Origin of the sequence: Micromonospora sp. NPDC047730 (assembly GCF_043204765.1) — a bacterium.
Lineage (GTDB): Bacteria > Actinomycetota > Actinomycetes > Mycobacteriales > Micromonosporaceae > Micromonospora.
This window is the reverse complement of the sequence record NZ_JBIDCU010000017.1, coordinates 88313-112814: the sequence shown is the minus strand read 5'-3', so window position 1 is coordinate 112814 and position 24502 is coordinate 88313. Positions and strand designations below refer to the sequence as shown.

Genomic DNA, 24502 nt, shown 5'->3' with positions numbered 1-24502 from the left:
AAAAGCACCCGTAACGTGCGGCTGGGTCAGAGCGTTCCCGCGCTCGGGCTGTCGGACGGCTCCGGCGCCGCCGTGCCGAGCGGCTCGCCGTCCACCACGGGACCGGCGAGCTGCACGGTCGCCGGGGCCGGCCCGGGCGGCCCGGCCAGGGTGAGCGTGCCGAACGCCGTGCGCACCGCGGTGGGCGTGCCGTCGGGGCCGTAGCAGTAGATGCCCACGTCCAGCGGGGCGTTGATCGAGGCCGAGGTGGTCTCCACCGAGTAGCACGTACCCGACGCCCCGGGCAGGGGCTGGGCGGGTGACACGGCGAGCGGGGCCCGCCGGTCGGTCAGCACGTCCAGCCAGTCGGTGAACGGGTGCTGCACCCGGGGGTCCAGCCGGCGGGGCACCGCGTCGTCCCGGTCGCCGAGGCGTACGCAGCTCGCCGGCTCGGGCCGCGCGGCGGACGGCAGGGCGCACTGGAACAGCCCGTCGGCGGTGGCGGCGAGCGAGACGTCCGCGGTGCCGCCGAGCGCCCCGCCCGGGACGTCGACCCGCCAGGTGCCGTCGTTCGCGCTGGTTACCATGATCGTGCGGTCCGGGGCGTCCGGGCTGCGCAGCGTGTAGCCGGCGACCAGGTGCCGGTCCTGCGCCGCCGCGGCCAGCGCGGCCAGCGCGTCGCGCGCCGCGTCCATTCCCGCCGGGACGGGCGCCGACGTGGCGGGCGGTGGCGTGACCGGCTCGTCGGCGGTGCAGGCGACGAGGAGCGCCGGCAGGGCGAGCGCGAGCGGGCCGGCGAGGCGTCGGGCCGGCCGCGCCGGCGTGCGGAGGCCAGCGACGGGGGCGCGGGCCTCCTCGGCGGCGGCCTTCCCGGCCCGGGCGGACTGGCGATCGCGCCCGTGGGGGCCGGCCGGACTCAGGTGGGCGTGCACCGGGTCATTCTGCGGCCCGGGAACGCCGCGCGGGGACCCCTGCCGCCCCGTCCGCCCGGCGTGTCGCGCGCCACGCCCCCGCGTCGGCCGGGCCGGATCGTGGGATCACCTGACCCGACCGAGCCGGTCGACCGATACCCTGAAGGCGTCTGACACGCGCCGCCGGCCCCGACCGGCGGCGTCGGCACGCTCAGGGTCGTCGCTGGGAGGGAGTGCACCGTCGTGGCACTCGTGGTGCAGAAGTACGGCGGGTCCTCCGTCGCCAACGCCGAGCGGATCAAGCGCGTGGCCGAGCGCATCGTCGCCGCGCGCAAGGCCGGCGACGACGTCGTGGTGGTGGTCTCCGCCATGGGGGACACCACCGACGAGCTGCTCGACCTGGCCAACCAGGTCAGCCCGCTGCCGCCGGGCCGCGAGCTGGACATGCTGCTCACGGCCGGGGAGCGGATCTCCATGGCGCTGCTCGCCATGGCCATCCACAACCTGGGATACGAGGCCCGCTCGTTCACCGGTTCGCAGGCCGGCGTGATCACCACGTCGGTGCACGGCCGGGCACGGATCATCGACGTCACGCCGGGCCGGCTCAAGGGCGCGCTCGACGAGGGCGCGGTGGTGATCGTGGCCGGCTTCCAGGGCGTCTCCCAGGACACCAAGGACGTCACGACGCTGGGCCGGGGCGGTTCCGACACCACCGCCGTGGCGCTGGCCGCCGCCCTGCACGCGGACGTCTGCGAGATCTACACCGACGTCGACGGCATCTTCAGCGCCGACCCGCGGATCGTCCCCGACGCGCGGCACATCAAGCAGATCACCTACGAGGAGATGCTGGAGCTGGCCGCCTGCGGCGCCAAGGTCCTGCACCTGCGCAGCGTGGAGTACGCCCGCCGGGCGGGCTTGCCGATCCACGTCCGTTCGTCATACTCGACCAACACCGGCACGATGGTCACCGGATCGATGGAGGACCTTCCTGTGGAGCAAGCACTGATCACCGGGGTCGCCCACGACCGCAGCGAAGCCAAGATCACGATCGTGGGGGTGCCCGACGAGCCGGGCGCCGCCGCGCGGATCTTCGACACCGTGGCCGGCGCCGAGATCAACATCGACATGATCGTGCAGAACGTCTCCACCGAGGGCACCGGGCGCACGGACATCTCCTTCACCCTGCCCAAGACCGACGGCCCGACGGCCATGGCCGCGCTCAGCAAGATCCAGGAGTCGGTCAAGTTCAAGGGCCTGCTCTACGACGACCACGTCGGCAAGGTGTCGCTGATCGGGGCGGGCATGCGCTCGCACCCCGGCGTCGCGGCCGGCTTCTTCGCCGCCCTCGGCGCGGCCGGCGTGAACATCGAGATGATCTCCACCTCGGAGATCCGGGTCTCCGTGGTCTGCCGCGACACCGACCTGGACGCCGCCGTACGCGCCATCCACGAGGCGTTCGACCTCGGCGGCGACACCGAGGCCGTCGTCTACGCGGGGACGGGACGGTAGCCCCCGTGCCGTCGCTGCCCACCCTGGCCGTGGTCGGAGCGACCGGTGCCGTCGGCACCGTGATGTGCGAGCTGCTCACCGGGCGGAAGAACGTCTGGGGAGAGATCCGGCTGCTCGCCTCCGAGCGCTCGGCCGGGCGGCGGGTGCGCTGCCGGGGCGAGGAGCTGACCGTCCGGGCACTGACCCCGGAGGCGTTCGACGGCGTCGACGTGGCGATGTTCGACGTGCCGGACGACGTCTCCGCGCGGTGGGCCCCGGTCGCGGTGAGCCGGGGCGCCGTCGCGGTGGACAACTCCGGCGCCTTCCGGATGGACCGCGACGTCCCGCTGGTGGTGCCGGAGATCAACCCCGAGCAGGTGCGCAACCGGCCGAAGGGGATCATCGCCAACGCCAACTGCACCACCCTCGCGATGATCGTCGCGGTCGCCCCGCTGCACCGCGAGTACGGGCTACGCGAGCTGGTGCTCGCCTCCTACCAGGCGGTCTCCGGCGCCGGTCAGGCCGGCGTGGACACCCTGCACACCCAGCTCACCAAGATCGCCGGTGACCGGGCCCTCGGCTCGCGCCCCGGCGACGTACGCCAGGCGGTCGGCGACGAGTTGGGCCCGTTCCCGGCGCCGCTGGCGCTCAACGTGGTGCCCTGGGCGGGCTCGCTGGCCGAGGCGGGCTGGTCGTCCGAGGAGATGAAGCTGCGCAACGAGTCGCGCAAGATCCTCGGGCTGCCCGACCTCAAGGTCTCGGCCACCTGCGTACGGGTGCCGGTGGTGACCGGCCACTCCGTCGCGGTGCACGCGGTCTTCGCCACCGAGGTGGACGCCGAGGGCGCCCGCGAGGTGCTGCGCAACGCCCCCGGGGTGATCCTGGTCGACGACCCGGGCGACGGCGAGTTTCCGATGCCGATCGACGCGGTCGGCACCGACCCGTCCTGGGTGGGCCGGATCCGCCGCGCCGTCGACGACCCGCGCGCCCTCGACTTCTTCGTCACCGGCGACAACCTGCGCAAGGGCGCGGCCCTCAACACCGCCCAGATCGCCGAACTCCTCGCCAAGGAACTAACCCCCCGCTAACCCCCTGCCCCCCCTGGCCCCCTGACCCTCACCGCCCCCTCCCACCGCCGCTGACCCTCCGCGATCTTGCACTTTTGGCCCCGACAAAAGGGGTTAGAGGTGCATAACGACGGCACAAAGTGCGCGGGTGCGGGTGCGGGTGCGGGTGGGGATGTGGGCGGGTGGGTGGGGGTGGTGGGTTAGGCGGCGGCCAGGCGGACGCCGTCGCGGCCGTGCCGCTTCACCGCGTAGAGCGCCTGGTCGGCGCGGCGCAGGGTGAGTTCGGGGGGCTCGCCGGGGCGGGGCAGGGCCACCCCCACGCTGATCGTGCGGCCGATCTGCCGCGCCGCCTCGGTGAGACGCTCGGCGATCCGGACGGCCTCGTCGGGGCGGTTCACCTCGATCACCGCCACGAACTCGTCGCCGCCGATCCGGTACAGCTCGTCGCCGTGCCGCAGCGCCCCCTCCAGGGCCCGGGCCAGCCGGACCAGCACCCGGTCACCGGCCTGGTGGCCGTACGTGTCGTTGACGCTCTTGAAGCCGTCCACGTCGATGGCCAGCAGGGCCGTACGACCGGGGGTGGCCACGGCGATGCGTCGGCCGAACGGGCCGGTGTGGCGCAGCCCGGTCAGCGGGTCGGAGTTGGCCTGCTCGCGCAGCCGGGCGACGGTACGCAGCCGGTCCAGGCAGCTCCATGCCTGGCCGGCGAGCAGCTCCAGCAGGTTGACGGTGGTCGGGTCGGGGCGCAGCAGCCGCTCGTCGGCGACCAGCAGCACCCCGCCGTCGCCGGGTGGGCCGACCGGCACCGCGACCAGGGTGCGCACCCCGGCCCGGGACAGCGGCCGGTGGTCGGGGACCGGCGGGTGCCCCGCCTCGCCGAGCGTGTACCCCACTCCGTGGTGGTGGGCGCGGCTGATCATCCGGCCCAGCGCGGCGGGGCCCGCCTCGGTCAGCTCCGCCCGGATCCGGGACTCGAACTCGCCGGGGGTGGCCGTGGGCGCGCCCAGCCGGGGCCCCTCCGGCCCGGCGAGGACCAGCACGGCGGCGGAGAGGGTGGAGACGTCCCGGGCCGCGGCGATCGCGGCGGCGAACAGGTCCCACTCCGTCGACGCGGAGGTCAGCGCGGTGGCGTGCCGGAGCAGCTTCTCGCTGCGGCTCTCGGCGGGTGGCCCGCCGAGCGCCACGATCCGGGCGCCGAGCCGGGCGGCCAGCCGCTCGGCGGTCTCCCCCCACCGGGCCAGGTCGGCCGGCCCGCGCCACTGGAGGTCCAGCACGCCGATCGGCCGCCCCGCCGGGTCCAGCACCGGTACGCAGACCTCGGCGGTGACGTCGGGGTGTACCGGGATGTAGTCGGGGTCGTCGGCGACGTCGGGCACCACGGCGGTCTCGCCGGAGGCGTACACCCGTCCGACGATCCCGGTCTTCGGCGGCACGGTCGAGAAGACCTGCCAGGAGCCGGTCGCCGCGACGCAGCGGAGCCGGTCGTGCACCTGGAGCAGGACGGAGATGGTGGCCGGCGCGTACCGGGCGAGCGCGGTGACGGTCCACTGGCACGCCTCCAGGGCGGTCGACGCCATGGGGAGGCGGACCGTCACGTCACGGATGACTCGCTCGTGATCCACTGGGCACGTCGTTCCAGGTTGGGAGGGGTGCCGGCCGGCGGGCGGGCCCGCACCAAGGGTACTCAGCGAGGCGTCGTACCGCCCGGGAGCAAGATCGTCAACGGCCTTCGTACACATGTGCTATCCACAGGCTGTGGACACGGCCTGTGGGTTCGGGCGGGCCGCGCGGCGGGGCTCGCGGCGATAGCGTGAGGGTCCCGGTCGAGTGGAGGCACGGATGCTCATCGCCCAGCTCAGTGATCCGCACGTGACCACCGGAGTGCTCGCCGCCGAACCGGCCGTCGGCCTGCACCGTGCCCTCGGCCGGGTGTTGGCGCTGAACCCCCGGCCGGAGTGCGTGGTCATCACCGGCGACCTCGTCGACCACGGCCGCCCCGACGAGTACGCCGCGCTGCGCGAGATCATCGGCCGGTTCCCGCTGCCGGTGCACCTGGTCGCCGGCAACCACGACGACCGGGAGTCGCTCCTCGACACCTTCGGTGGCACGCCGTGGCTCGGCGGCGGTTTCTCGGCCTACTACCACGTCGACCACCCCGAGGCAACGATCGTGGTGCTGGATTCGCTGATGCCGGCCGGCGACGGCGCCGGCTGCCTCGGCGAGGACCAGCTCGGCTGGCTGGACGGGGTGCTGGCCGGCCGGCCGGAGGTGCCGGCCGTGGTCTGCCTGCACCACCCGCCGGCGCCGGTCGGCATCCCCGCCGCCGACGACATCCGGCTGACCGACGGGGACGCGCTGGCCGAGGTGATCGCCCGGCACCCGCACGTCGCCCGGGTGGTCGCCGGGCACGTCCACCGCCCGGTCACGGTGACCTTCGCCGGCACGGTGCTCACCACCGCGCCCAGCACCTGGCAGCAGAGCACGCTCACCATGAGCGCCGACGAGCAGATCGGCTGGGTCACCGAGCCGACCGGCTTCCTGCTGCACCGGGTCGCCCGGGGCGGCTGCGTCACCCACCTGGTGCAGGTCAGCCACGCCGCCGGCAAGACCTGCGGATTCTGACCCGGGGCGCTGACTGCCGGGCCGGACCGGGTGCCGGGCTGGCCGGCGCACCGTCTCTCCCTCGGGCCGGACAACTCGGCGGACCAGGGCCCTCGGGGCTGGTCAGGCCGCCGTCGGCGTGCGGGTGCCGTCGTCGCCGGACAGGGCCGCTTCGTCGGACGCCCGGCGGGGAGAGGCGCGGCGGAACCGGGCCCAACGGGCGCGGACCATCTCGTGGAGACGGTTGGACCACGCGCCGAGCAGCAGCAGGAGCATGGCCGCCCCGACGGCCCAGGCCAGCTTGTCGGCGGTCGTGCGGATGCCGGGGAGCGTGACCGCCAGGGCGAGGGCGGACACCCCCGGGAAGATCACCCCCATGGCGAGCGCCTGCGCCACGTGCCCGTCGTGCTTGCGTCGCCAGTAGAAGGCCTCCCAGCCGAAGAGGCTGGGCTCGCCGGTGTAGCGCGCGATGGCGGGGCGCAACACCTGCTCAAGGTAGTGACCGGCGATGCGGATGTCCCGGTACTGGGAGACGACGCTCAGCCCCAGGGCGGTGCTGAGCACCGGCAGGAGCAGGAACATCCGGAGGTCTGCCTTCTCCGAGAGGACGAAGCCGGCGACCGCCGCGACCGCGGTCAGGTTCGCCCCGACGAGCGCCTGGTTGTGGTTGGCCTTGCGCTCGATCGTCGTCCGGATCGCCGCCGCGTCCGCCAGGGCCGCCTCGAGGGCCCGGTTCTTCTGCTCCTCCGACACCCTGCCTCCTCCGGCGCTCACGCACTCCGGTGTATCAGCGGCCGTCAATAGCGGCCGGCATCCCGCTGCCGTCGGTGAGGCGGACGGGCGTCAGCGGAGAAGGACATCGCGCAGCACCGGGGCGAGCGCCTCGGCCGGCACCTCGTGGTAGCCGCCGTCGAGGCTGACGTGGCGGGCACCCGGAATCGCCTCGGCCGCCGCGCGGGCACCGTCGCGCAACCACTGCGGGCTGCCCGCGCTGTCCACCACCACGGTGGGGACGGTGATCGTGGCCAGGCGGTCGACCGGCGGCACGCCGCCGGCGCTGATCAGCGTGTCGTACGGGAGGGTGTGCGCCAGCGACTCCAGGTGGGGCCACACCGGCTCGCCGCGCATCCCGGCCACCGCCTCGGCGGGCAGCCCCACCGCGTGGAGCATGAACGCCTCGACCGCACCGGCCCGGTCGCCGGCGGCGATCAGCTCGGCCGTCCGGGCCGAGACGTCCGGCCGGGGGCCGGTCTGCGGGCCGACCTGGAACGGCGGCTCGAACAGGGCGAGCCCGCCGACCGGCAGCCCGTGCGCCGTGGCGAGCGCGGCGAGGATCGCGCCGGACGAGACGCCGTAGAGGTGCGCCGTGCCGCCGACCGCGGCGACCAGCGCCGCGATGTCCTCGATCTCCCGGTCGACCGCGTAGGGCGCGGTGTCGCCGCTGTCGCCCCGGCCGCGCCGGTCGTAGCCGACGACGGTGAAGTCCGGCGCGAGCGCCCCGGCCAGCGCCCGGGTGGTCGACCGGTCGTTGAAGGCACCGCCGACCAGGATGATCGGTGGCCCGTCGCCCGCGCGCTCGTACGCGATCCGGGTGCCGTCGGCCGACCGCACCGTCTCCACCGCCGGGCTCCCGCTCATCCGATCATCCTTCCTGTCGTACGCCGTCCGTCCGGTCCTTTCTAGACCAGCCCACCGACAACCGCGACGACCGGCCATCACCGGCCGGTCATGTCGGAAACGCCCGTCCAGACGTCCCCCGATCGGAGACGTATCCCCAGGTCTGCGGGGCCCGCCCCGGTCGACCGGCGGCGACCGGCGATGAGAGGCTGTCCCCGACGCGGCGGCGGTCCCCCACCGCCGCCACCGCGACCGAACGCCGCCGACGGCGCGGGCCCGACCGGCGTCACCATCGCCCGGGCGTCGCCCGCGCCGGCTTCTCACGAGGAGTTCCATGTCCATCCCCGGGATGCGTCGGGCCGCCATCGGCCTGACCGCGCTCGCCGTGACCGCGTTCGGCGCGGTCACGACCACCCCCGACCAGGCGGACGCCGGCCCGAAGCCGGTCGCCGTCAAGCTGCTCGCCCTCAACGACTTCCACGGCAACCTCGAACCGCCGACCGGCACCACCAACGGCACCATCGCCGGGCAGCCCGCCGGCGGGGCCGAATACCTCGCCACCCAGCTCGCCGAGCTGCGCAAGCGCGCCGTCGAGGAGGAGAACACCATCACCGTGGCGGCCGGCGACCTGATCGGCGCCTCCCCGCTGCTCTCCGCCGCGTTCCACGACGAGCCGACCATCGAGGCGCTGTCGCTGGCCGGGCTCGACTACGCCAGCGTCGGCAACCACGAGTTCGACGAGGGCGCCGACGAGCTGCTGCGCATCCAGAACGGCGGCTGCCACCCCGTCGACGGCTGCGCCGACGGCACCCCGTACGAGGGCGCCGGGTTCCAGTACCTGTCGGCCAACGCGTTCAGGACCGCCACCGGCCAGCCGCTGCTCGCCCCGTACGCCATCCACAAGGTGCAGGGCGTCAAGGTCGGCTTCATCGGCATGACGCTGGAGGGCACCCCGCAGATCGTCAGCCCGCAGGGCGTCGCCGGCCTGACCTTCGCCGACGAGGCGCAGACCGCCAACCGGTACGCCCGCGAGTTGCGTGCCAAGGGCGTCGAGACCATCGTCGTGCTGCTGCACGAGGGCGGCACCCAGGACGCCACCGGCGGCATCAACGACTGCAAGGGCATCTCCGGCCCCATCGTGGACATCGCCAACCGGATGGACCCGTCGATCGACGTCGTCGTCAGCGGCCACACCCACCAGGCGTACAACTGCGACATCAACGGCAAGCTGGTCACCAGCGCCAGCTCGTTCGGCCGCCTGGTCACCGACATCGACCTCGCCATCGACCGGCGCACCGGTGACGTCATCACCGCCAAGGCCGAGAACGTGGTGGTCAACCGGGACGTCGACAGGGACCCGGCGCAGACCGACCTGATCAACCGCTACAAGGCCGTGCTCGGCCCGGTGGCCGGCCGCGAGGTCGGCCAGACCACCACGGCGATCAAGAAGACCCAGGAGACCCTCTTCGGTACGACCCTGGGCGAGTCCCCGATGGGCAACCTGATCGCCGACGCGCAACTCGCCGCCACCGACGACGAGCAGGGCGCGGTCGCCGCCTTCATGAACCCCGGTGGTGTACGCGCCGACCTCGACGCCGGCCCGGTCACCTACGAGGAGGCCTTCACGGTGCAGCCGTTCGGCAACAACCTCGTGACGCTCGACCTCACCGGCGCGCAGCTCTACTGCATGCTGGAGCAGCAGTTCGTCACCGGCCGGACGCTCTACCCGTCGTCGACCGTCCGGTACGTCGTCGACCCGGCCGGCACCACCGGCACCGTGGCGGACCCGTGCGCGGGCACCCGGGTGGTCCGGGGCAGCCTCAGCTTCGGTGGCGTGGCGGTCGACGCCGGTGCCACCTACCGGGTCACGGTGAACAACTTCCTCTCCGGCGGCGGTGACGGCTTCAGCGTCCTCACCGGCGGCAAGAACGCGGCCACCGGGATGATCGACCTGGACGCGTTCGTGGCGTACCTGACCGCCGAGTCCCCGGTCTCGGCGCCGGCGCTGGACCGCATCCGCACCACCGCGGAGGTCCCCGCCGCCTGAGGCGACGTGCGCACCCGACGGGCCCCGGAGCACCTGCTCCGGGGCCCGTCTCCGCTGCGCCCCGTGGCGGTCAGACGTGGGCGGGGGCCGGCTCGGCGGCCGGCACGCGGCCGTCCTGGACCGCCGTGAGCAGCGGGCGCAGGGAGAGCGCGAGCAGCGAGGCCACCAGGCAGCCGCCGACCACCACCGCGACCCAGATCCGGCCGTCGGCCGCCCCGATCAGGGGACCCGCCGTCACCGGGCCGATCACCCCGCTGATGCCGAAGATCATCGAACTCATGGCGTTGTAACGCCCGCGCAGCTCGTCCGTGGCGAGCGCGTTGGTCAGCGCGGGCATCACCGGCGACAACAGCGTCTCGCCGAAGCCGAAGATGGCCGAGCAGGCCACCACGCCGAGGGCGGCGACCAGCGCGTTGCCCGGGCCGACCTGGCCGGCGGCGCCGAGGACCAGCCAGGCGGTCGCGAAGACGGCGCCCACCACGGCCAGCCCGCCCGTCCGGCTGCGCCCCTCCATCCGGCGGATGACCAACAGCTGGGCGAGCACGATCATCACCGTGTTGCCGGCCAACGCCCAGGCCACCACGCGCGGCGTCACCTCCACCACCCGCACGGCGTACGCGGCGAAGCCCACCTCGATCTGCGCGTACCCGCAGGTGGTCAGGACCAGGCCGAAGACGACCAGCCGGCGGAACGGCCGGTCCCGCAGCACGGTGAGGTAGCCGCCGGCCGACGGACGGTCCCCGGTCGGCCCGGCGGCGAGCCGGTGGCCCACCCGGGGCAGGCTCAGCAGGATCAGCGCGGGCATCAGGTAGCTGACCGCGTCGAGCACGTAGATTGCCTGGAAGGTGACCGGGCGGGCGGTGTCGACGATCGCGCCGGAGATCAGGCCGCCGATGCCGATGCCGAGGTTGAGCAGGGCGAAGTTCAGCCCGTAGACCCGCTGCCGCTCGTCGTCGTCCGTGAGCGAGGCGAGGATGGTGTTCTGCCCGGACCAGATGGCCGAGCTGCCGATCGCGATCAGCGTGATCACCACGAAGGCCGAGGCGGTCGAGTCGACCAGCGCCAGCGAGCCGGTGCCGACCGCCTCGACGAGCAGGCACGGTATGACGACTCGACGCGCGCCGAAGCGGTCGATGAGCGTGCCGCCGAGCGGTGACAGGGCCAGGGTGACGGCGCCGTACCAGCCGATCACCAGGCCGGCGCGGGCGTCGGTGAGGCCGCGGACGTCGGTCAGGTAGATGAACAGGAACGGCAGGGTGAGGCCGCGCCCGACCGCCGACAGCAGGGTGCCGACGAGGATCCGCCGGGCTTCCGGACGGCGGGGCAGGGCACGACTGAGCATGCCGCGATTCTGTGCGCCGGGTACGACGACGGGCGAGCCGTTTACGACCCGCCCCGCGCGGCCCGCCGCCGTCCGGTGACCAAGGACACGTCCGCGCCGACCGGCCCGCGCCGTGGTGCCGGGGCCGGCTCGCTGTCGGGCCCGTCTGCGATGCTGGCCGGGATGACCACGACCTGGCGACACCTGCCCGCACCGGCCCGCGAGATCGCCACCGCCGCCGCCGACGCGGTCGCCGCCGCGCGCGAACGCGACCCCGAGGCGTACGACGTCTCGGTGGCCCGGCTCGCCGCGGCCGAACGGTCCGGCCTGGTCCTCGGCGCGGTGGCCCGGCTGCTGCTGGAGGAGGGCCACCCGGACGGCCTGGACGGCGACGACGTGCGGCAGGTGCTCGAACGCTGCGTCCGGGGCGCGGCGCGGTGGCGGCCCGACGTCGACCCGCACGTGGTGCTCGTCCTGCTGGCGGGCGCCCTGGGCGTCTACGACCCGGACGGCGACGAGTCCCCGCCCGACCCGCCGGCCGTGGCGCGGCACGCGCCGCTGCTCGTGGCCGACCTGCTCGCCGCGACCGGCCGGCCGCTCGACGGCTACCTGACCGCCGCGTTCGCCGAGATCGCCCGCACCGAACGCCACGACTGAGCGCGTCCGAGTGCCGCCGAGGCGCCATCGCCCGAGCCGGATCGGGGCACTGTCGCCGAATGCACCAGAGGGCATGTCCGCTGAGCGGACATGCCCTCTGACCTCTGGTCGGGGTGGCCGGATTCGAACCGACGACCTCTTCGTCCCGAACTGCCGGCGGGCCGGTTGGATCTGGTGTCGTCCGAGGTCATCCGGCCTGCTGACGTGCCTCCCGGTCCGGTTCGGCTGGCACGGTTGCTGTACTTCGCTGCTGTACTGCTGGCGTCACACGAGGCGCTGGATACGGACCTTGGGTTGCTCGTTCCTGAGGTGGCCTTGCTTGTGCTGGCGGACCTGTTCGTCCCAGACCTCCTGGTCGTAGTCCGGGTCCGGCGGGATCCACTTGTGGGAGCCGTCGCTGTAGTGGAACTTCTCGTCGCCGGGCCGAAGGATGCTCATCGGGTCCACCCGAGGAATTCGGCGGTGCAGATGGCCGGCGGGGACGTGGGCCAGGTCCTGGGCGGCGTCGACGAGCTGGGCGGCCAGGTAGAGGGTCAGTGACACCGGGGCGCGGTCGTACTCCGCTCGCAGCTCCCGCCGCCGGGTCTGACAGGGCCAGTCGGCACCACACCCGCCGCACGTCCAAGCCGGTGTTACCGGGAGGTGCGTCGTCATCGCGGCGCATCCTGGCTCGGCCAGTGGCCGCGGTTGATCGGGATGGGATGACGGCTTCGGCACGGCAGGTCGCTTCCGCAGCGGCAGATGCGCCGCCAGTGCCGCCAGGACCAGACGGGCCGGTGTCGTCGGGCGACGGTGAGCGCTGCCGCCAAGACGTACTCGTCGTAGGACACGCGCCGCCGGCTGTTGTCCCGCCTCTGGTGGTAGCCGGTACCCCGCACGTCACCTGCGGTCGAACCAGTTGCATCGTTCGCTCTGGTCATCACGCCTCCCGCCGACGCTGGGGTCCCGTGGGCACCCGGTCAGCCGTGTCCGGAGACAGGGCACCCACGGCAGGACGACCCGGCCGCCAAGCTGGGTAGCCCCACGAGCAACTTAGGACGCAATGTGCGCAGGGTCAACAGCTACGACACATAGCGTTGTAAGTCGAGCCTTCGGTGTGGTCTGCTTGCACCAGCCGCCAAGCTGGGAGCACCACCTATGTCTGAAGCTGCCTACCTACAGGTCGCCCGGGATATCCGCGAGCAGGTCAGCTCCGGCCAGTTGAAGCCGGGTGACAAGCTGCCCTCGTTCGCCGCCCTCTGCGAGCACTACAAGGTCAGCAACACCGTCATCCGCGCCGCCATGCTCCTGCTCAAAGCCGAGGGCCTGATCGACGGCCGGCAGGGCAAGGGCGTCTACGTCGCCAACCCGCTTCCCCGGTAAGCCGGGGTCGCTCTCCGAGGCGCGACGCCTCGCTTACAAGCTCTGTGCATCGCGTCCGCAAACGTCCGGAGATAGCTGCACGCTCGGAGCTACGTCCGTGCCAGTGCTCGTCAGTGTGCTGCCGTCCAGCGCGGTTGCTGTCAGCGTTGCTGCCGACAGCCATTCCGCCGGCGACCCGGCCGACCCCCGCTGGCTGACGTCTCCATCGTCGGTTGGCATCGCACGAGCAAGCGGGCAAGATCGGCCCGTGGCTCACGAAGAAGGCTTTCTCCGCTGCGAGGTGGTCGCATGGGTCAGCCAGGATTTCCCGGGCTGGGTGCGCGTCCGCCTGGTCGACGCGGACGGCAATCCGTGGTTTTTCATCGACAAGGTCCCCGTCTTCACCGACGGTCAGTTAAGCGCCGACACTCCTCTGCCAGCACCAGTTCATGTGCGATGCGGCATCGTCGGACATGACGACGACCGCGCCCTAGTCATCTCCACCCAGCCGGATGGGGTCGAGGCAGAGGGCGGGCAGAGGCTGTTCCGGGTGCGCGAGGACCAACTGGACCGACACACGGTTTAGGAAGTGTGTAGCGCCTAACGGCACGTCCCCCCGCCCTACCAGGATGAACGCACGAAGACTCCGCAGCGATGCGCTTGATCATTCCGCACATGTTCCGGATCTTGCCGACCCTAGCCATCGGGGCCTACCCACGCGTACTCTTACCCTGCTGGTAGCTCAATGGACAGAGCGCCCCTTTCGCAAGGGGGAGGTTGCGGGTTCGATTCCTGCTCAGCCCACGAGGACCGGGTCCGGTAACGGGTCCGGTCCTTCTGTTGTTCATGATTCCGCCGCAAGTTCCGCGCTGGATGAACTGTTGAAGTCATGTCGCCGACGGCCGGCGGGGATGTCGTCGAAACACGTCGCCGTCTAGCACGAACCCGGCCGCAAGCAAGCGCGGGATCGCCTCCGGCATGGCATCCGGCGAGTACAGGGCTAGCCCCTGCTCGTCCGCCCAGTCACAAGCCTTTGCTAGGAGGGCAGTGCCGCGGCCCTGCCGCTCATAGCCGCTCCGAGTCACGAAGCGGGACAGCCGGCCGCCCTGAGGCGTCTTGAAGACGTCCAACGCCGCCTTGCCATCGGCGGTGCCAAACGCGGCCTGATCGTCGTCCTCGCGCATGAGAACCTCGTGAGCGGATTCGTTACGCATACCCACGACGCTAGCCCTGCGAGAGCAGAGCAGCCACGTCGGCTAGACTCGCCGCCCCTACGGGCCGGACGGGCAACCAGACTTGGCCGCTTCGTCCCAGAACATCGTGGGCGCGGGAACTACCCAGCCGGCCGCCGGTGCCTGCGGGGACGGTCCAGCAGCGTTCCCGGACGTCCGTGGTCGTGCCTGCCGGTTGGTACTCGTGTCCACACAGGCAGCACAGCCGACCTGCGCATTACGAGTCGGTACCCCGCCGCTGGCCCACCACCTGGTCCCCTCGACTGACGTGGTGTCCGGGTCCGCCGTCGTCCGCTGATGCTCGCCGGTTTGGCTGCTCGGTTGGCTGCTCGACCGGGATCCTGACGCCTCGCTTACAAGCTCTGTGCAGCACGTCCGTCCTTGTCCGGCGTCCCACCGTTGACCAGCTAGAGACGGCCTAGCCAACGCCTCATCCTGATGTAAACCGCCGCTCAGAGTTGACGCCGTGCTCCAGTGGGAAGGAACTGGTGGTCAGCCAACCAAGGTGGCTGCACGGCAACGCCTGCCAGCGTCGCTGTCAAGTCCTCGACCGAGGAGTGGTTCCGGACCTGGCTCGCATGAGGGATGATGGGGCCGTGGGGAAGCGTCTGACGGCAGTAGGAGGCGATGCGTTGGTTGGCTCGGCCTGTCCTCTAGGAAGCAACCACCCCGGAATTGCAGGTTGAGTGACATGTGGTTTCCGAACAACAAGTACACTAATCCGCCGGTCGTCGAAGCCGTCATAGATTTGAGGGTATCCAACTCGGGCGAGGTGCCTCAGGAGGCTTTAGCGACATTCGCCTCGGCGAATGAAGGATATCCGGAATGCGAGCCCTTGACGGAGGGGAATGCCGTCTTCGTGCTCGGCGACGAGCCATCGGTAAACATCGACGACAAGGCCACGGGATTTAACTTCCGGTCCACTTCCCGACATAGGCTCCTTACGGTCCTGCCCCATAGATTCTCCATCCATGAGTTCGCACCCTACGGTGGCTGGGATAACTTCTCCCAAGAAGCGCTGCGGCTTTGGCGTCGCTATGGGAAGCAGTTTCCCGGTAGGCCCCTTACACGGATAGCCGTCAGGTACATCAATAAGATCGAGATCGAGATTGATCGACCGATGCGCATGGAAGACTACTTCCACACGTATCCCGCAGTGTCAGACGACATCACTGAACCGATGAATAGCTTCTTCATGCGGGCCGGCTATACGTTCCCCGAGCAGCGGGTTGCAGGCAGCATAACGCAAGCGACGATCCAGGCCAGCAGGCCCGGAGTGGCTGCAATTCTGTTAGATATCGACGTCTGGCGCGATCATCAGTTTGACATTGGGGCAACCTCCGACGAGGAACTGCCAGAGGCGCTGGAGGAACTGAGGCGAGTAAAGAACTCCTTGTTCGAGGGTTGCATAACTAATAGGCTCAGGGAGATGATCAGCTAATGTCAACGCGGCTTCGTGAAAGTGCACTACCGACCGACGGCATGGTTACACGGTCCTCGTACGCAGAAGGTGGACCCAGCGCCGAGGTTCAAGGACAGTACTTGAGCGCTGTCCAGATGCTTCTGCCGTCGACGACTTGGCAGCGACAATACCTTCGTCCTGCCGCTCGTCCAATGACGGGTACGGTTGATGGCGCGCTTTCCGTCCTGCGAAAGGTTGACATCGTTTACGAGGGCGAGGCTGAGCAGCAACAGATGCGGCGCGGGGTGAGGTATGAGGAAAGCAGTGTCGAGGACTGGGACTAGTGGGCGCCTGCCGTGCAACGACACCATGATTGGCTGTGCCAGGGGGACATCTTCGCTCGTGTCCCAGTAGCGCGTCCGTTCGTCGACAGCAGCCGGTCTTGCGGTATTGGCGTTGACGGCCCGGGGCTTGTCCCTGCCCTCCTGATCACACATGGGTGCGAGATGGATAAGCGCACCCGCGCAGGCGTATCCAAGCTAAAGGTTCTGCATTTCCTCCCCCTGATCTCACTGGACGTGCAGGACCCGGGTCTGCAAGCCGCCCTCAAAAGAGAGGGAATGAACCCTGCGGCGGCGCTGTTCGTCGGCACAGTTCCTGGCATCGGAGAAAGCATGGTAAGCCTGGCGGAGGTGTGGGGTTTGCCCTCGTCATACCTCGGGACGGAACTCCGTGTACCTGACGATTCGACGGCGGGACCGAACGATATGTACCTCTATCCGACGCGGAACGATTCCCGCCTCGGCACCCTGACTAAAGATCGGCAAGACCTGCTCTGCACTAAACTGGCCGCCTTTTGGGCGCGAATCAGCACACCCTGACGCGATACGCACCATTCCGTCTGCCGTCGACCCGCCCTCTTGGGGAACGGGCCGCCGCCCGGCCCGCCACGTCAAGACGGCCTTGACGGCTCGTACGGACGCTGGCGGGTCGGGCGGTGGTCTGCTCGGCTTGATAGACGTACAGAAAGTCCCCTCCCACACCGGCCGGCAGTCGGCCTTCCCGCTTCGATGCTGTGGGGTCACGGTGGGTTGACGTGTCGGTACCCGGTGCTACTCTGGCCCTCGTCGAGCACGCCAGCGCGGCCTCACTGCCGGATCGCTGAACTCGACTTCGGAGTTGCCGAGCGGCCCTTCTGCCGCTGATGCGGGCCACGTCCCGCCGGCTCTCGATCGCACCGGCCACTGTGCCGGCCCCCGAGATCCGCTGAGCGGCCCAGCACGGCCTTCCCCGCCGTCCACGATGGCCCGGATTCGCACACCCCGACGGGTGGGGATCGCCTGCGGCAACCCACCGGAAGCCGACGACCAGGCACCCCACCCGTACCGGCATCACCCAAGGTTCAGCAACCGGAAGGATCTATCCAAGCGGCGGTTGGTCGCAATAGCCACGCTTCCGCCCTCCGGCGTCAGCCGCCCTCACCGACGGTGCCAGGAGACACCACGAACACCACCGACGGACACCGCTCCGACGACCGGTGGCAGTTCGTACCCGTCCCCTGCCACCGCCCCGAGGAGAGATCCGTGGCTGCCCCGCTCACCCTGCACCGCCCCGGCGCCGCCGACGGTCGAAACGCTCAAGCACCGTGCCGCTGCGCCGGACTTCTTCGGCTGGCTGGAGCACACCCGCGCCGCCGGTGGCTGCACCCGACCGATCCGCCTGGCCGGCACCCTCACCGCCGTTGAACCCGGCACCGGCCGGGTCGTGGAACAGCGGCACACCGACGAGTTGCCTGACCGGACGCTGTACAAGGCGTGCGGCAACCGCCGTGCCGCACAGTGCCCCGACTGCGCCTGGGTCTACGCGGGTGACGCTTTCCAGGTGGTCCGCTGCGGCCTGACCGGCGGCAAGTCCGTCCCCACCACCGTCGCCCGGCACCCGGTCGTCTTCGCCACCTTCACCGCACCATCCTTCGGGGCGGTCCACCACCGGCACATTCCCCGGCACACCTGCGCCGACCGTCGGCGCTGCGACTGCCGCCCGGCACCCTGCCACGCCCGCCGTACCGCCGGCTCCTGCCCGCACGGGCAGCCCTCGGCTTGCTTCGCCCGCCACGAAGCCGATGATCCACGGCTCGGTCGGCCGCTGTGTCTGGACTGCTACGACCACGATCACCAGGTCGTGTGGAACGCCTTCTCCGGCGAGTTGTGGCGGCGCACCAAGGCGACCACCTCGCCCGCCTCATCGACGCCTGCTGGCGACTCGGTCGCCCCACCCACACCCCGACCAGTAACACCGCCACTCCGACCGGCGGGCGTCAAGCCAGCCTTGACAGCAAACCGAACCCCTACGTCGGGCTGCGACGCTGGGCGCACGTGCTCGGCTACGGCGGCCACTTCCTCACCAAGGCCCGCCGCTACTCGATCACCTTCGGCCTGCTCCGCGACACCCGTGCCACCTACCGCCGCGCCGAAGACGACACCGCCGACACCATCACCGTCGGCGCCCTGACCTTCATCGGCTCCGGCTGGCTCACCGACGGGGACGCCCTACTCGCCAACACCGCCGCCGCCCAACACCGCGAACGCCAACGCGTCGGCCGGGAAGAACTCGCCCACGAGACGTGGTCGACGGTGGCGGCATGACCAAGAACCTCACCCCGCGCTGGTACTCGCCTGCCGAGGTCGCCGTCCTTCTCGGCTTCGGCCTGTCCAAGGTCAAGATGAAGATCGCCACCGGCGAGCTGCGCTCGATCAAGGACGGCAAGTACCGCCGCATCCTCCCCGAATGGGTCGACGACTACGTCCGCGACCAGGCCGAACGACAGGAGGCAGCCTGATGCCCGCCCGCGCACGCGCCAACGGCGAAGGCTCGATCTTTCCCTACCGCAACGGCTTCGCCGCGTACGTCTGGGTCACCAAGCCCGACGGCAAGCGCACCCGCAAGTACGTCTACGGACAGACCCGCGAGATCGTCCACGACAAGTGGATCAAGCTGCACCAGCAGGCCAAGGCCGGACCGGTCGCCACCCGGGTTCCGACCCTCGGTGACTATCTGACCTACTGGCACCGGGAGGTCGTGCGCCCCAACCTCGCGCCGCTGACCTGCGCCACGTACGAGACGATCCTCCGGCTGTACGTGATCCCCGGCCTCGGCGGGAAGCGGCTCGACCGGCTCCAGGTGCGTGACGTGCAGACGTGGATCAACGAGGTGGCCCGCACCTGCCAGTGCTGCGCGCAGGGCAAGGACGCCCGCCGCCCGGAACTCAGACGGCGCTGTTGCGCGCTCGGCCGGTGCTGCGCTGACACGCCGTCCGCCCGCACCGTCAAGGACATCCGAGGTGTGCGGCGCTCGGCGCTCAACCACGCCGCCACCGAGGAACTGGTCACCCGCAACGCCGCCGCGCTGGTCAAGCTCCCACCGGTCCGCCGCCGTAGGGGCAGGGCGTGGACCAGTGACGAGGCGCGTCGCTTCCTGGAGTCCGCGCGGGCCGACCGCGATCCGCTCTACGCCGCGTACGTGCTGATCCTGGTCCTCGGCCTGCGCAAGGGCGAGGTGCTCGGCCTCACCGAAGACGCCGTCGACCTGGCGGCCGGGGAGCTGTCGATCGGCTGGCAGTTGCAGCGGGTCGGCGGCCAACTGCTGCACCGCGAGACCAAGACGCAGACCTCGGACGCCACGCTCCCGCTGCCGGACATCTGCGCGACGGCACTCGACCTCCGCCACACGGCGAAGAAGAACGACCGCGATCAGGCGGGCATCTCCTGGCAGGGCTCCCGGCTGCTGTTCACCACCCGCTACGGAACGCCGGTCGAGCCGCGCAACTTCAACCGCTCCTGGGACGCCCGCTGTACGAATGCATCAGGGGCCACTCTCATCGATGGAGAGTGGCCCCTGACCTCGGTCGGGGTGGCCGGATTCGAACCGACGACCTCTTCGTCCCGAACGCGGCTGCGGTGCATCGCCTACTGTCATCGGTTGTCGTCCTGTACCTGTCAGCTCGGCTAAGACCCCGCCTGCTACCGCGAAGTGTCGCCCACGGGCGACGCGTTCGCTGCCTCCTTGCTGCTTGGAGAGTGGTCGAGGTGGTTCTCTGCTGTCGACCGCCAACGATCCACTGCGTTGCTTCGCCTCGTCTGAGTGAGGGCGGGGTCGCGGTCGGGGGCCTACCGCGGGCGCCGTTGACCGTCGCGGCCCCGTGCTGTCAGCGTTGCTGTCGTAGGCGCCTTAGGGCACACGCCGCCGTCCATGGCTTCTTCAAATGAAGATCACCCTCCGTGAGGCTACTGCTCCCCATGGCTTCGTCAGTCGGCAGCAATCGCCTGCATTCGCTGGCCTGCCTGCGAAGTGTAGCCGATCACGCACAGTAGGTTATTGCTCGAATTCGCATTGACGGCTAGTATCTTTCATGCCGGTCAACGTGGTTGGAGGTATATTTCAGTGGCTAATCGACGGAAAATCTCGCTGATCGCGGCATTATCGATGCTGTTTGTCGGGCTTGCCCCGCAGGCCGCGTCCGCAGCCGAAGGGGAGCGGAATTCCAAGGCATCGCCGGAACGTTCCGCAGCTATGGCTTGCGCCGTAATGCCTCGGGCGGGACAGGGATCGATAAATGTTCGCAGCGGGCCGTCCCTGGCCTATCCAATCGTGGGGCAGATGGCACAAGGGGACGCCTGGGAGGCGGCATGCAGTCCCGTCACGGGCGGCAGTTATAGCGCATGCGGCGGCAGTAGCTACTGGTGGATGCCGGTAGCTCGCGATTCCTGGAGCCTGACCCAATACGTCGCTGCGCAATGCGTAACCTTTGTCTAGAACTGCTATCTCTGTCGATCTGCAAACCGCAACGGCGCTGACGTGTTGAGTTGACACCCGCGCGACGGTAATCGCAAAGGTATCCCCTAACCGAATGGTAGCATCCAATGCTCCTATGGGTGTCAAGCTCCGTCGGAGTCTCGCTGACGGAGCTTGACCCCTGCGTCCCGAAAAAACCAGCACGGCTCACTGGCCTGCACTGACAGCAAGCGTGGCCTGCGGGAACAGTGCAGGTACGTCCTCGCTCGTCCGCCACCGTCCGCACCCGCCGTCACTCATCTAGTCACCCAGGCGAGGATTCGTCACCACCTGCGGAGATTGCAGATATCCCGAGCTGCCTGCCGGATGAGAGCTCCGACCTTCCGGGTGTCGACGTTGCCTCGCGAAGCGCCGGAATAGCGAGAAGTATCCCGCACCAAGAGAACCGCACCAATCCAGCCGACCATGATCCCCAGCACCATGGCGACAAAGAGGAGCATCACGAGCGGCACAAGAACGCGCTCTGCGACTCCGAGGCGAACTAGCAGCATCAACAAGGCCGTCACCGGGAAGAGCAAAGCAAGCCGCATACCCCTGACAAACGGGCGATACCTGTAGGACTCCACAACCATGGACATATCGGGACTATCCAACTGGCTCTCCGCTCCGGCCTCGGCGCTCGCCACACAATCGCACCCCGAGTCAACAGCTACGCCATCCCGTATGCCGCCGACCCGCCCTCCTGGGGAGCGGGCCACCGCCCGGCCCGCCACGTCAAGCGGACCTTGACGCAGGTTCGGACGCTGGCGGGTCGGGCGGTGGTCTGCTCGGCTTGCCCGGGTCGGTGGCAGGCGGGATGGCTCCCCCGCAACCACCCACGGACCGCGACCGGCCGGCGGAGCCCCGGCCATCCTGGAGCCGTTGTGCCCCCCGCCGGAGGCGCAGTAGCCGCAACCCCGCGACCGCCGCCAGCTCGCCGACGCGGCCAGCGAGCCCTCCCCTACGCCGCGCGGGCTGGTGGCCGCGCGGACGGCCGGCTGCCGGCCCACCACCTCGCCGGTCAACGGCCTGTCATTCGGGGGCGGCCCTCCGGGCTCCCAGCTCTCCGCGCCAGCCGCCGGGCATCCGGCGTGACGGCCGCAGAGCGACAGCGGCAGCGGCCGGCGCGCGCCCAGGCGGCAGCGCGTGCGGCCCGTTCAGGGCCGCCTTGAAGACGTACAGAAACTTTGAACCACATTGCCGGCAGCCGGGCCGGTCTCACCTCGGAGGCTGTGTGGCTGCGTCGCCGGTCTGCTTCCGCCACTGGCCGCTGTCGGCCTGGACGAGACGCCTCACCATCTGTCGGGCCTCGTCCTCGGTGTCGAACTCCCACCGGAGCACCTTGCCCGTCTCCGAGTCGCCGGCCCTGGCGACAACGTGCCACCGGACCTCCCGGGCGAGCCACACGTCACGCCGGGTCAGCCGCCCCCATGTCCCGTTCCACCAGCGTGCGACCAACTCCTTTGCCACGGCTTGATCGTACAGGCGTTCGAACATTGCGGTTCGTGGCGATAGAAGGCAGGCAGGGCTGCTGGGAGGCTTCTAGCGGTCCTCGTGATGCGAGAATGGAGCTGTGGGAACTGGCCCGGACACGACCGCGGAGTGGTGGACAACCTCCGACGTAGCTGCGTACCTCGGCGTCAAGGTTGCGACCGTGACGAACTACCGGAAGCGGGGCCAGATGCCGGAGCCGGACGCGACCGTCGGGCGTACGCACATGTGGCGCCCGAGCCGGGTGGTGTCTTGGCATGAGAGCCGGCCTCGCCCTGGCGTCGGTGGTCGTCCCAGTCGGGCTGTCTGGGGCGAGTGCGCCGGGCTGCGCTGGGACGCCGTCGACCTGGCCGCGAGCGTCCTCCGGGTGGTGCGGGTCGCGGAGGAGGTGTCCGGTCATGTGACGCTCAAGCCGTACCCGAAGTCACGAGCTGGCCGGCGAATCGTGCCGCTGCCCCCGTTCGTCGTCCAGGCGCTGACCGACCATCGGCAGTCCTTCGAGACGGGCACCGACGATCTGATCTTCGTCGCCCGGACCGGCGAACCGCTCAAGCGGGGCACCTTCCGGGCTCGGATCTGGAAGCCGTCCCTGCAACGAGCCGGCCTGCCACTCGGGCTCCGGTTCCACGACCTGCGGCACTCCTACGCGACGTGGCTCGTCTCCGACGGGGTACCGATCAACGACGTGGCCAAGGTGATGGGACACGAGCAGACGTCCACGACTCTGGACCGCTACACGCACTCGACCCGGGACCGGGATCGCAGGGTGCTCGCGTCGTTCGCTGCCTTCTCGCTGCCTCCGACGGAGCAATGATCGGCGGAGACAAATCAAGGCCCCTCCGTGGAGGGGCCTTGACCTGCTGTTACCTCTGGTCGGGGTGGCCGGATTCGAACCGACGACCTCTTCGTCCCGAACGAAGCGCGCTACCAAGCTGCGCCACACCCCGAGGCGTGCCGACAAATAGTAGCCCACCCGGTCCGGTGGTCAAACTCGGTACCCCCCGGTCGTCCGGGCGGCCCGCCCGGTCCCATGGACGGGGCAGCTCGACAGGGCGATCGGCAGCACTGTCCCGGCAGGCCGGGGGAACCGGCCCGGCCTGCCGGGGTACGGGTCAGCGGGGGATCAGGGTGAGCACGCTCACCTCCGGCGGGCAGGCGAACCGGACCGGCGCGGTCGGGTGGGTGCCGAGGCCGGCGGAGACGTGCAGCCAGGAGTCGGACCCGGGCCAGCGGTGCAGGCCGCGCGCCATGGAGCGGGGCAGGCCGCAGTTGGTGACCAGCGCCCCGACGCCCGGCACGCAGACCTGGCCGCCGTGGGTGTGCCCGGCGAGCAGCAGCCCGAAGCCGTCGGCGGCCATCCGGTCGAGCACGGCCGGCTCGGGGGAGTGGGTCAGCGCGATCGACAGGTCGGCCGCGGGCGACACCGGCCCGGCGACGGAGTCGTAGTCGTCCCGCTCGATGTGCGGGTCGTCGACCCCGAGCAGCTCGACCGCCCGGCCGCCGGCCTTGACGACGGTGCGGGCGTTGTTCAGGTCCGCCCAGCCGGCCCCGGTGAGGACGTCGCGCAGTTCCTCGTGCGGCAGCTCCGTGCCCTCGGTGTACTCGCGGTCGGGCAGGAAGTAGGTGAACGGGTTCTTCCAGACCGGCCCGGTGTAGTCGTTGGAGCCGAAGACGAAGGCCCCCGGGTAGTCGAGGAGCGGCTGGAGGGCGCGCAGCACGCCGGGCACGGCGCCGGGGTGCGCCATGTTGTCCCCGGTCACCAGGACCAGGTCGGGGTCGAGCGCGGCCAGCGACGCCACCCAGCGCTGCTTGCGCCCCTGATTGGGCATCATGTGCAGGTCGGACAGGTGCAGGACGCGCAGCGGCTCGGCGTCGGCCGGCAGCACCGGCACGTCGTACCGCCGCAGGGTGAACATGTTGCGCTCGACGAGCGACGCGTACGCCAGGGTCGCCGCGCCCAACGCGGCGGTCCCGGTCGCAAGCCGGAATAGTGTGCGCTTTCGCATGGCATTCAGGGTAGTTTCACCGTCCATGAGCACGCTGAAGGACCGTCTTACCGCCGACATGCGCGCCGCTCTCAAGGCGCGCGACGAGCTGACCACCTCCACCCTGCGGATGGCGCTCGCCGCCGTCGGCACCGCCGAGGTCGCCGGCAAGGCCAAGCGCGAGCTCACCGACGACGAGGTGCTCGCGGTGCTGACCAAGGAGGCGAAGAAGCGCCGGGAGGCCGCGACCGCCTTCGCCGACGCCGGCCGCACCGAGCAGGCCACGAAGGAGACCGCCGAGGGCGAGGTGCTGGAGCGCTACCTGCCGAAGCAGCTCTCCGAGGCCGAGCTGACCGAGCTGGTCGCGGGGGCGCTCGCCGCGGGTGGCTTCACCGGCAAGGCGCAGATGGGCCCGGCCATGAAGGCGGCCCAGGCTGCGGTGGCCGGCCGGGCCGAGGGCGGTCGGGTGGCCGCGGAGGTACGCCGGCAGCTCGGCCTCTGAGCCGCCGCGCGACCCGACCCGCGTACGCGAA

The 24502-nt window shown here is 70.6% G+C and carries 23 protein-coding genes, 2 tRNA genes and 1 pseudogene; 15 read left to right on the top strand and 11 right to left on the bottom strand.

The genetic code is table 11. The features are described 5' to 3' along the window. Nucleotides 1-26: 26 nt before the first annotated feature. Nucleotides 27-911 (bottom strand): hypothetical protein, encoded by an 885-nt coding sequence (locus ACGF5G_RS29030; protein WP_393268492.1) that lies wholly within the window; start codon nt 909-911, stop codon nt 27-29. A gap of 222 nt (nt 912-1133) precedes the next feature. Between ACGF5G_RS29030 and ACGF5G_RS29025 the strand changes: the two genes are divergently transcribed. Both ACGF5G_RS29025 and ACGF5G_RS29020 read left to right on the top strand, forming a co-directional pair. After that, nucleotides 1134-2399 (top strand): aspartate kinase, encoded by a 1266-nt coding sequence (locus tag ACGF5G_RS29025; protein ID WP_357696047.1) that lies wholly within the window; start codon nt 1134-1136, stop codon nt 2397-2399. Nucleotides 2400-2404: 5 nt separating this feature from the next. After that, on the top strand, nt 2405-3466 hold the full coding sequence (locus tag ACGF5G_RS29020; RefSeq protein ID WP_393268490.1) for an aspartate-semialdehyde dehydrogenase: 1062 nt from the start codon (nt 2405-2407) through the stop codon (nt 3464-3466). Between the two features lie 179 nt (nt 3467-3645). Here the strand turns inward: ACGF5G_RS29020 and ACGF5G_RS29015 are convergent, their stop codons facing one another. Continuing rightward, on the bottom strand, nt 3646-5067 hold the full coding sequence (locus ACGF5G_RS29015) for a diguanylate cyclase (protein ID WP_393268487.1): 1422 nt from the start codon (nt 5065-5067) through the stop codon (nt 3646-3648). Nucleotides 5068-5284: 217 nt separating this feature from the next. On the opposite strand from ACGF5G_RS29015, the gene ACGF5G_RS29010 reads away from it, so the two are divergent. After that, a complete protein-coding gene (locus ACGF5G_RS29010) occupies nt 5285-6067 on the top strand; it encodes a phosphodiesterase (protein ID WP_393268484.1) in 783 nt (260 codons plus the stop codon). A 102-nt stretch (nt 6068-6169) separates the two neighbouring features. Here the strand turns inward: ACGF5G_RS29010 and ACGF5G_RS29005 are convergent, their stop codons facing one another. Then, the gene (locus tag ACGF5G_RS29005; RefSeq protein WP_393268481.1) at nt 6170-6799 is read right to left on the bottom strand and encodes a hypothetical protein; all 630 of its coding nucleotides are present in this window, start codon (nt 6797-6799) and stop codon (nt 6170-6172) included. Nucleotides 6800-6889: 90 nt separating this feature from the next. Continuing rightward, complete coding sequence (locus ACGF5G_RS29000; RefSeq protein WP_393268479.1) at nt 6890-7684, bottom strand: alpha/beta fold hydrolase; 795 nt, start codon at nt 7682-7684, stop codon at nt 6890-6892. A 313-nt stretch (nt 7685-7997) separates the two neighbouring features. On the opposite strand from ACGF5G_RS29000, the gene ACGF5G_RS28995 reads away from it, so the two are divergent. After that, nucleotides 7998-9710 carry a bifunctional metallophosphatase/5'-nucleotidase gene (locus ACGF5G_RS28995; RefSeq protein WP_393268477.1) on the top strand — a complete coding sequence of 571 codons (1713 nt, stop codon included), beginning with the start codon at nt 7998-8000 and terminating at the stop codon, nt 9708-9710. Between the two features lie 70 nt (nt 9711-9780). Here the strand turns inward: ACGF5G_RS28995 and ACGF5G_RS28990 are convergent, their stop codons facing one another. After that, nucleotides 9781-11052 carry an MFS transporter gene (locus ACGF5G_RS28990; protein WP_393268474.1) on the bottom strand — a complete coding sequence of 424 codons (1272 nt, stop codon included), beginning with the start codon at nt 11050-11052 and terminating at the stop codon, nt 9781-9783. Between the two features lie 162 nt (nt 11053-11214). On the opposite strand from ACGF5G_RS28990, the gene ACGF5G_RS28985 reads away from it, so the two are divergent. Further along, the gene (locus ACGF5G_RS28985) at nt 11215-11688 is read left to right on the top strand and encodes a hypothetical protein (RefSeq protein ID WP_393268473.1); all 474 of its coding nucleotides are present in this window, start codon (nt 11215-11217) and stop codon (nt 11686-11688) included. Nucleotides 11689-11952: 264 nt separating this feature from the next. On the opposite strand, the gene ACGF5G_RS28980 is transcribed toward ACGF5G_RS28985, so the two are convergent. After that, a complete protein-coding gene (locus ACGF5G_RS28980) occupies nt 11953-12231 on the bottom strand; it encodes a hypothetical protein (protein ID WP_393268595.1) in 279 nt (92 codons plus the stop codon). A 594-nt stretch (nt 12232-12825) separates the two neighbouring features. On the opposite strand from ACGF5G_RS28980, the gene ACGF5G_RS28975 reads away from it, so the two are divergent. The 3 genes from ACGF5G_RS28975 to ACGF5G_RS28965 all read left to right on the top strand — a co-directional run bounded on the left by ACGF5G_RS28975 (nt 12826) and on the right by ACGF5G_RS28965 (nt 13833). Next, entirely contained in the window at nt 12826-13050 is a 225-nt protein-coding gene (locus ACGF5G_RS28975) for a winged helix-turn-helix domain-containing protein (RefSeq protein ID WP_091269831.1), read from the top strand. Between the two features lie 247 nt (nt 13051-13297). Further along, complete coding sequence (locus ACGF5G_RS28970) at nt 13298-13615, top strand: hypothetical protein (protein ID WP_393268471.1); 318 nt, start codon at nt 13298-13300, stop codon at nt 13613-13615. Nucleotides 13616-13762: 147 nt separating this feature from the next. After that, a tRNA-Ala gene (locus tag ACGF5G_RS28965) sits at nt 13763-13833 on the top strand. 83 nt (nt 13834-13916) lie between these two features. On the opposite strand, the gene ACGF5G_RS28960 is transcribed toward ACGF5G_RS28965, so the two are convergent. After that, complete coding sequence (locus ACGF5G_RS28960; RefSeq protein WP_393268470.1) at nt 13917-14243, bottom strand: GNAT family N-acetyltransferase; 327 nt, start codon at nt 14241-14243, stop codon at nt 13917-13919. Between the two features lie 709 nt (nt 14244-14952). Here ACGF5G_RS28960 and ACGF5G_RS28955 point away from each other — a divergent pair. From ACGF5G_RS28955 to xerC, 5 genes and pseudogenes are all read left to right on the top strand, one after another. Then, the gene (locus ACGF5G_RS28955; protein ID WP_393268467.1) at nt 14953-15702 is read left to right on the top strand and encodes a TIGR04255 family protein; all 750 of its coding nucleotides are present in this window, start codon (nt 14953-14955) and stop codon (nt 15700-15702) included. Between the two features lie 467 nt (nt 15703-16169). Further along, nucleotides 16170-16544: a hypothetical protein gene (locus ACGF5G_RS28950; protein WP_393268466.1), complete on the top strand. Its 375-nt coding sequence runs from the start codon at nt 16170-16172 to the stop codon at nt 16542-16544. Nucleotides 16545-17246: 702 nt separating this feature from the next. After that, a pseudogene (locus tag ACGF5G_RS28945) lies at nt 17247-18308 on the top strand (replication initiator). Further along, complete coding sequence (locus tag ACGF5G_RS28940; protein ID WP_393268463.1) at nt 18305-18502, top strand: excisionase family DNA-binding protein; 198 nt, start codon at nt 18305-18307, stop codon at nt 18500-18502. The pseudogene ACGF5G_RS28945 and the gene ACGF5G_RS28940 overlap by 4 nt, the downstream one beginning before the upstream one ends. Next, the gene (gene xerC, locus ACGF5G_RS28935; RefSeq protein ID WP_393268461.1) at nt 18502-19671 is read left to right on the top strand and encodes a tyrosine recombinase XerC; all 1170 of its coding nucleotides are present in this window, start codon (nt 18502-18504) and stop codon (nt 19669-19671) included. The genes ACGF5G_RS28940 and xerC overlap by 1 nt, the downstream gene beginning before the upstream one ends. 1106 nt (nt 19672-20777) lie before the next feature. Here xerC and ACGF5G_RS28930 read toward each other — a convergent pair. Together ACGF5G_RS28930 and ACGF5G_RS28925 are read right to left on the bottom strand one after the other, a co-directional pair. Next, nucleotides 20778-21140, bottom strand: a complete 363-nt coding sequence (locus ACGF5G_RS28930; protein ID WP_393268460.1) for a hypothetical protein — start codon at nt 21138-21140, stop codon at nt 20778-20780. 571 nt (nt 21141-21711) lie between these two features. Further along, on the bottom strand, nt 21712-21963 hold the full coding sequence (locus tag ACGF5G_RS28925) for a hypothetical protein (RefSeq protein WP_393268457.1): 252 nt from the start codon (nt 21961-21963) through the stop codon (nt 21712-21714). 184 nt (nt 21964-22147) lie between these two features. Here ACGF5G_RS28925 and ACGF5G_RS28920 point away from each other — a divergent pair, with 184 nt between their 5' ends. Beyond that, the gene (locus ACGF5G_RS28920; RefSeq protein WP_393268454.1) at nt 22148-22798 is read left to right on the top strand and encodes a tyrosine-type recombinase/integrase; all 651 of its coding nucleotides are present in this window, start codon (nt 22148-22150) and stop codon (nt 22796-22798) included. Between the two features lie 56 nt (nt 22799-22854). Here the strand turns inward: ACGF5G_RS28920 and ACGF5G_RS28915 are convergent. Further along, nucleotides 22855-22931, bottom strand: a tRNA-Pro gene (locus tag ACGF5G_RS28915). Nucleotides 22932-23096: 165 nt separating this feature from the next. Further along, entirely contained in the window at nt 23097-23990 is an 894-nt protein-coding gene (locus ACGF5G_RS28910; RefSeq protein ID WP_393268452.1) for a metallophosphoesterase, read from the bottom strand. Between the two features lie 25 nt (nt 23991-24015). On the opposite strand from ACGF5G_RS28910, the gene ACGF5G_RS28905 reads away from it, so the two are divergent. Further along, a complete protein-coding gene (locus ACGF5G_RS28905) occupies nt 24016-24471 on the top strand; it encodes a GatB/YqeY domain-containing protein (protein WP_357696069.1) in 456 nt (151 codons plus the stop codon). Nucleotides 24472-24502: the final 31 nt, after the last annotated feature.

What these genes read in the sequence shown, in the direction of transcription:
- ACGF5G_RS29010 (WP_393268484.1), top strand. Translation starts at nt 5,285, where the DNA reads ATGCTCATCGCCCAGCTCAGTGATCCGCACGTGACCACCGGAGTGCTC.
- ACGF5G_RS29000 (WP_393268479.1), bottom strand. Translation starts at nt 7,684, where the DNA reads ATGAGCGGGAGCCCGGCGGTGGAGACGGTGCGGTCGGCCGACGGCACC.
- ACGF5G_RS28995 (WP_393268477.1), top strand. Translation starts at nt 7,998, where the DNA reads ATGTCCATCCCCGGGATGCGTCGGGCCGCCATCGGCCTGACCGCGCTC.
- ACGF5G_RS28990 (WP_393268474.1), bottom strand. Translation starts at nt 11,052, where the DNA reads ATGCTCAGTCGTGCCCTGCCCCGCCGTCCGGAAGCCCGGCGGATCCTC.
- ACGF5G_RS28985 (WP_393268473.1), top strand. Translation starts at nt 11,215, where the DNA reads ATGACCACGACCTGGCGACACCTGCCCGCACCGGCCCGCGAGATCGCC.
- ACGF5G_RS28975 (WP_091269831.1), top strand. Translation starts at nt 12,826, where the DNA reads ATGTCTGAAGCTGCCTACCTACAGGTCGCCCGGGATATCCGCGAGCAG.
- ACGF5G_RS28960 (WP_393268470.1), bottom strand. Translation starts at nt 14,243, where the DNA reads ATGCGTAACGAATCCGCTCACGAGGTTCTCATGCGCGAGGACGACGAT.
- ACGF5G_RS28955 (WP_393268467.1), top strand. Translation starts at nt 14,953, where the DNA reads ATGTGGTTTCCGAACAACAAGTACACTAATCCGCCGGTCGTCGAAGCC.
- ACGF5G_RS28950 (WP_393268466.1), top strand. Translation starts at nt 16,170, where the DNA reads ATGGATAAGCGCACCCGCGCAGGCGTATCCAAGCTAAAGGTTCTGCAT.
- ACGF5G_RS28940 (WP_393268463.1), top strand. Translation starts at nt 18,305, where the DNA reads ATGACCAAGAACCTCACCCCGCGCTGGTACTCGCCTGCCGAGGTCGCC.
- xerC (WP_393268461.1), top strand. Translation starts at nt 18,502, where the DNA reads ATGCCCGCCCGCGCACGCGCCAACGGCGAAGGCTCGATCTTTCCCTAC.
- ACGF5G_RS28910 (WP_393268452.1), bottom strand. Translation starts at nt 23,990, where the DNA reads ATGCGAAAGCGCACACTATTCCGGCTTGCGACCGGGACCGCCGCGTTG.
- ACGF5G_RS28905 (WP_357696069.1), top strand. Translation starts at nt 24,016, where the DNA reads ATGAGCACGCTGAAGGACCGTCTTACCGCCGACATGCGCGCCGCTCTC.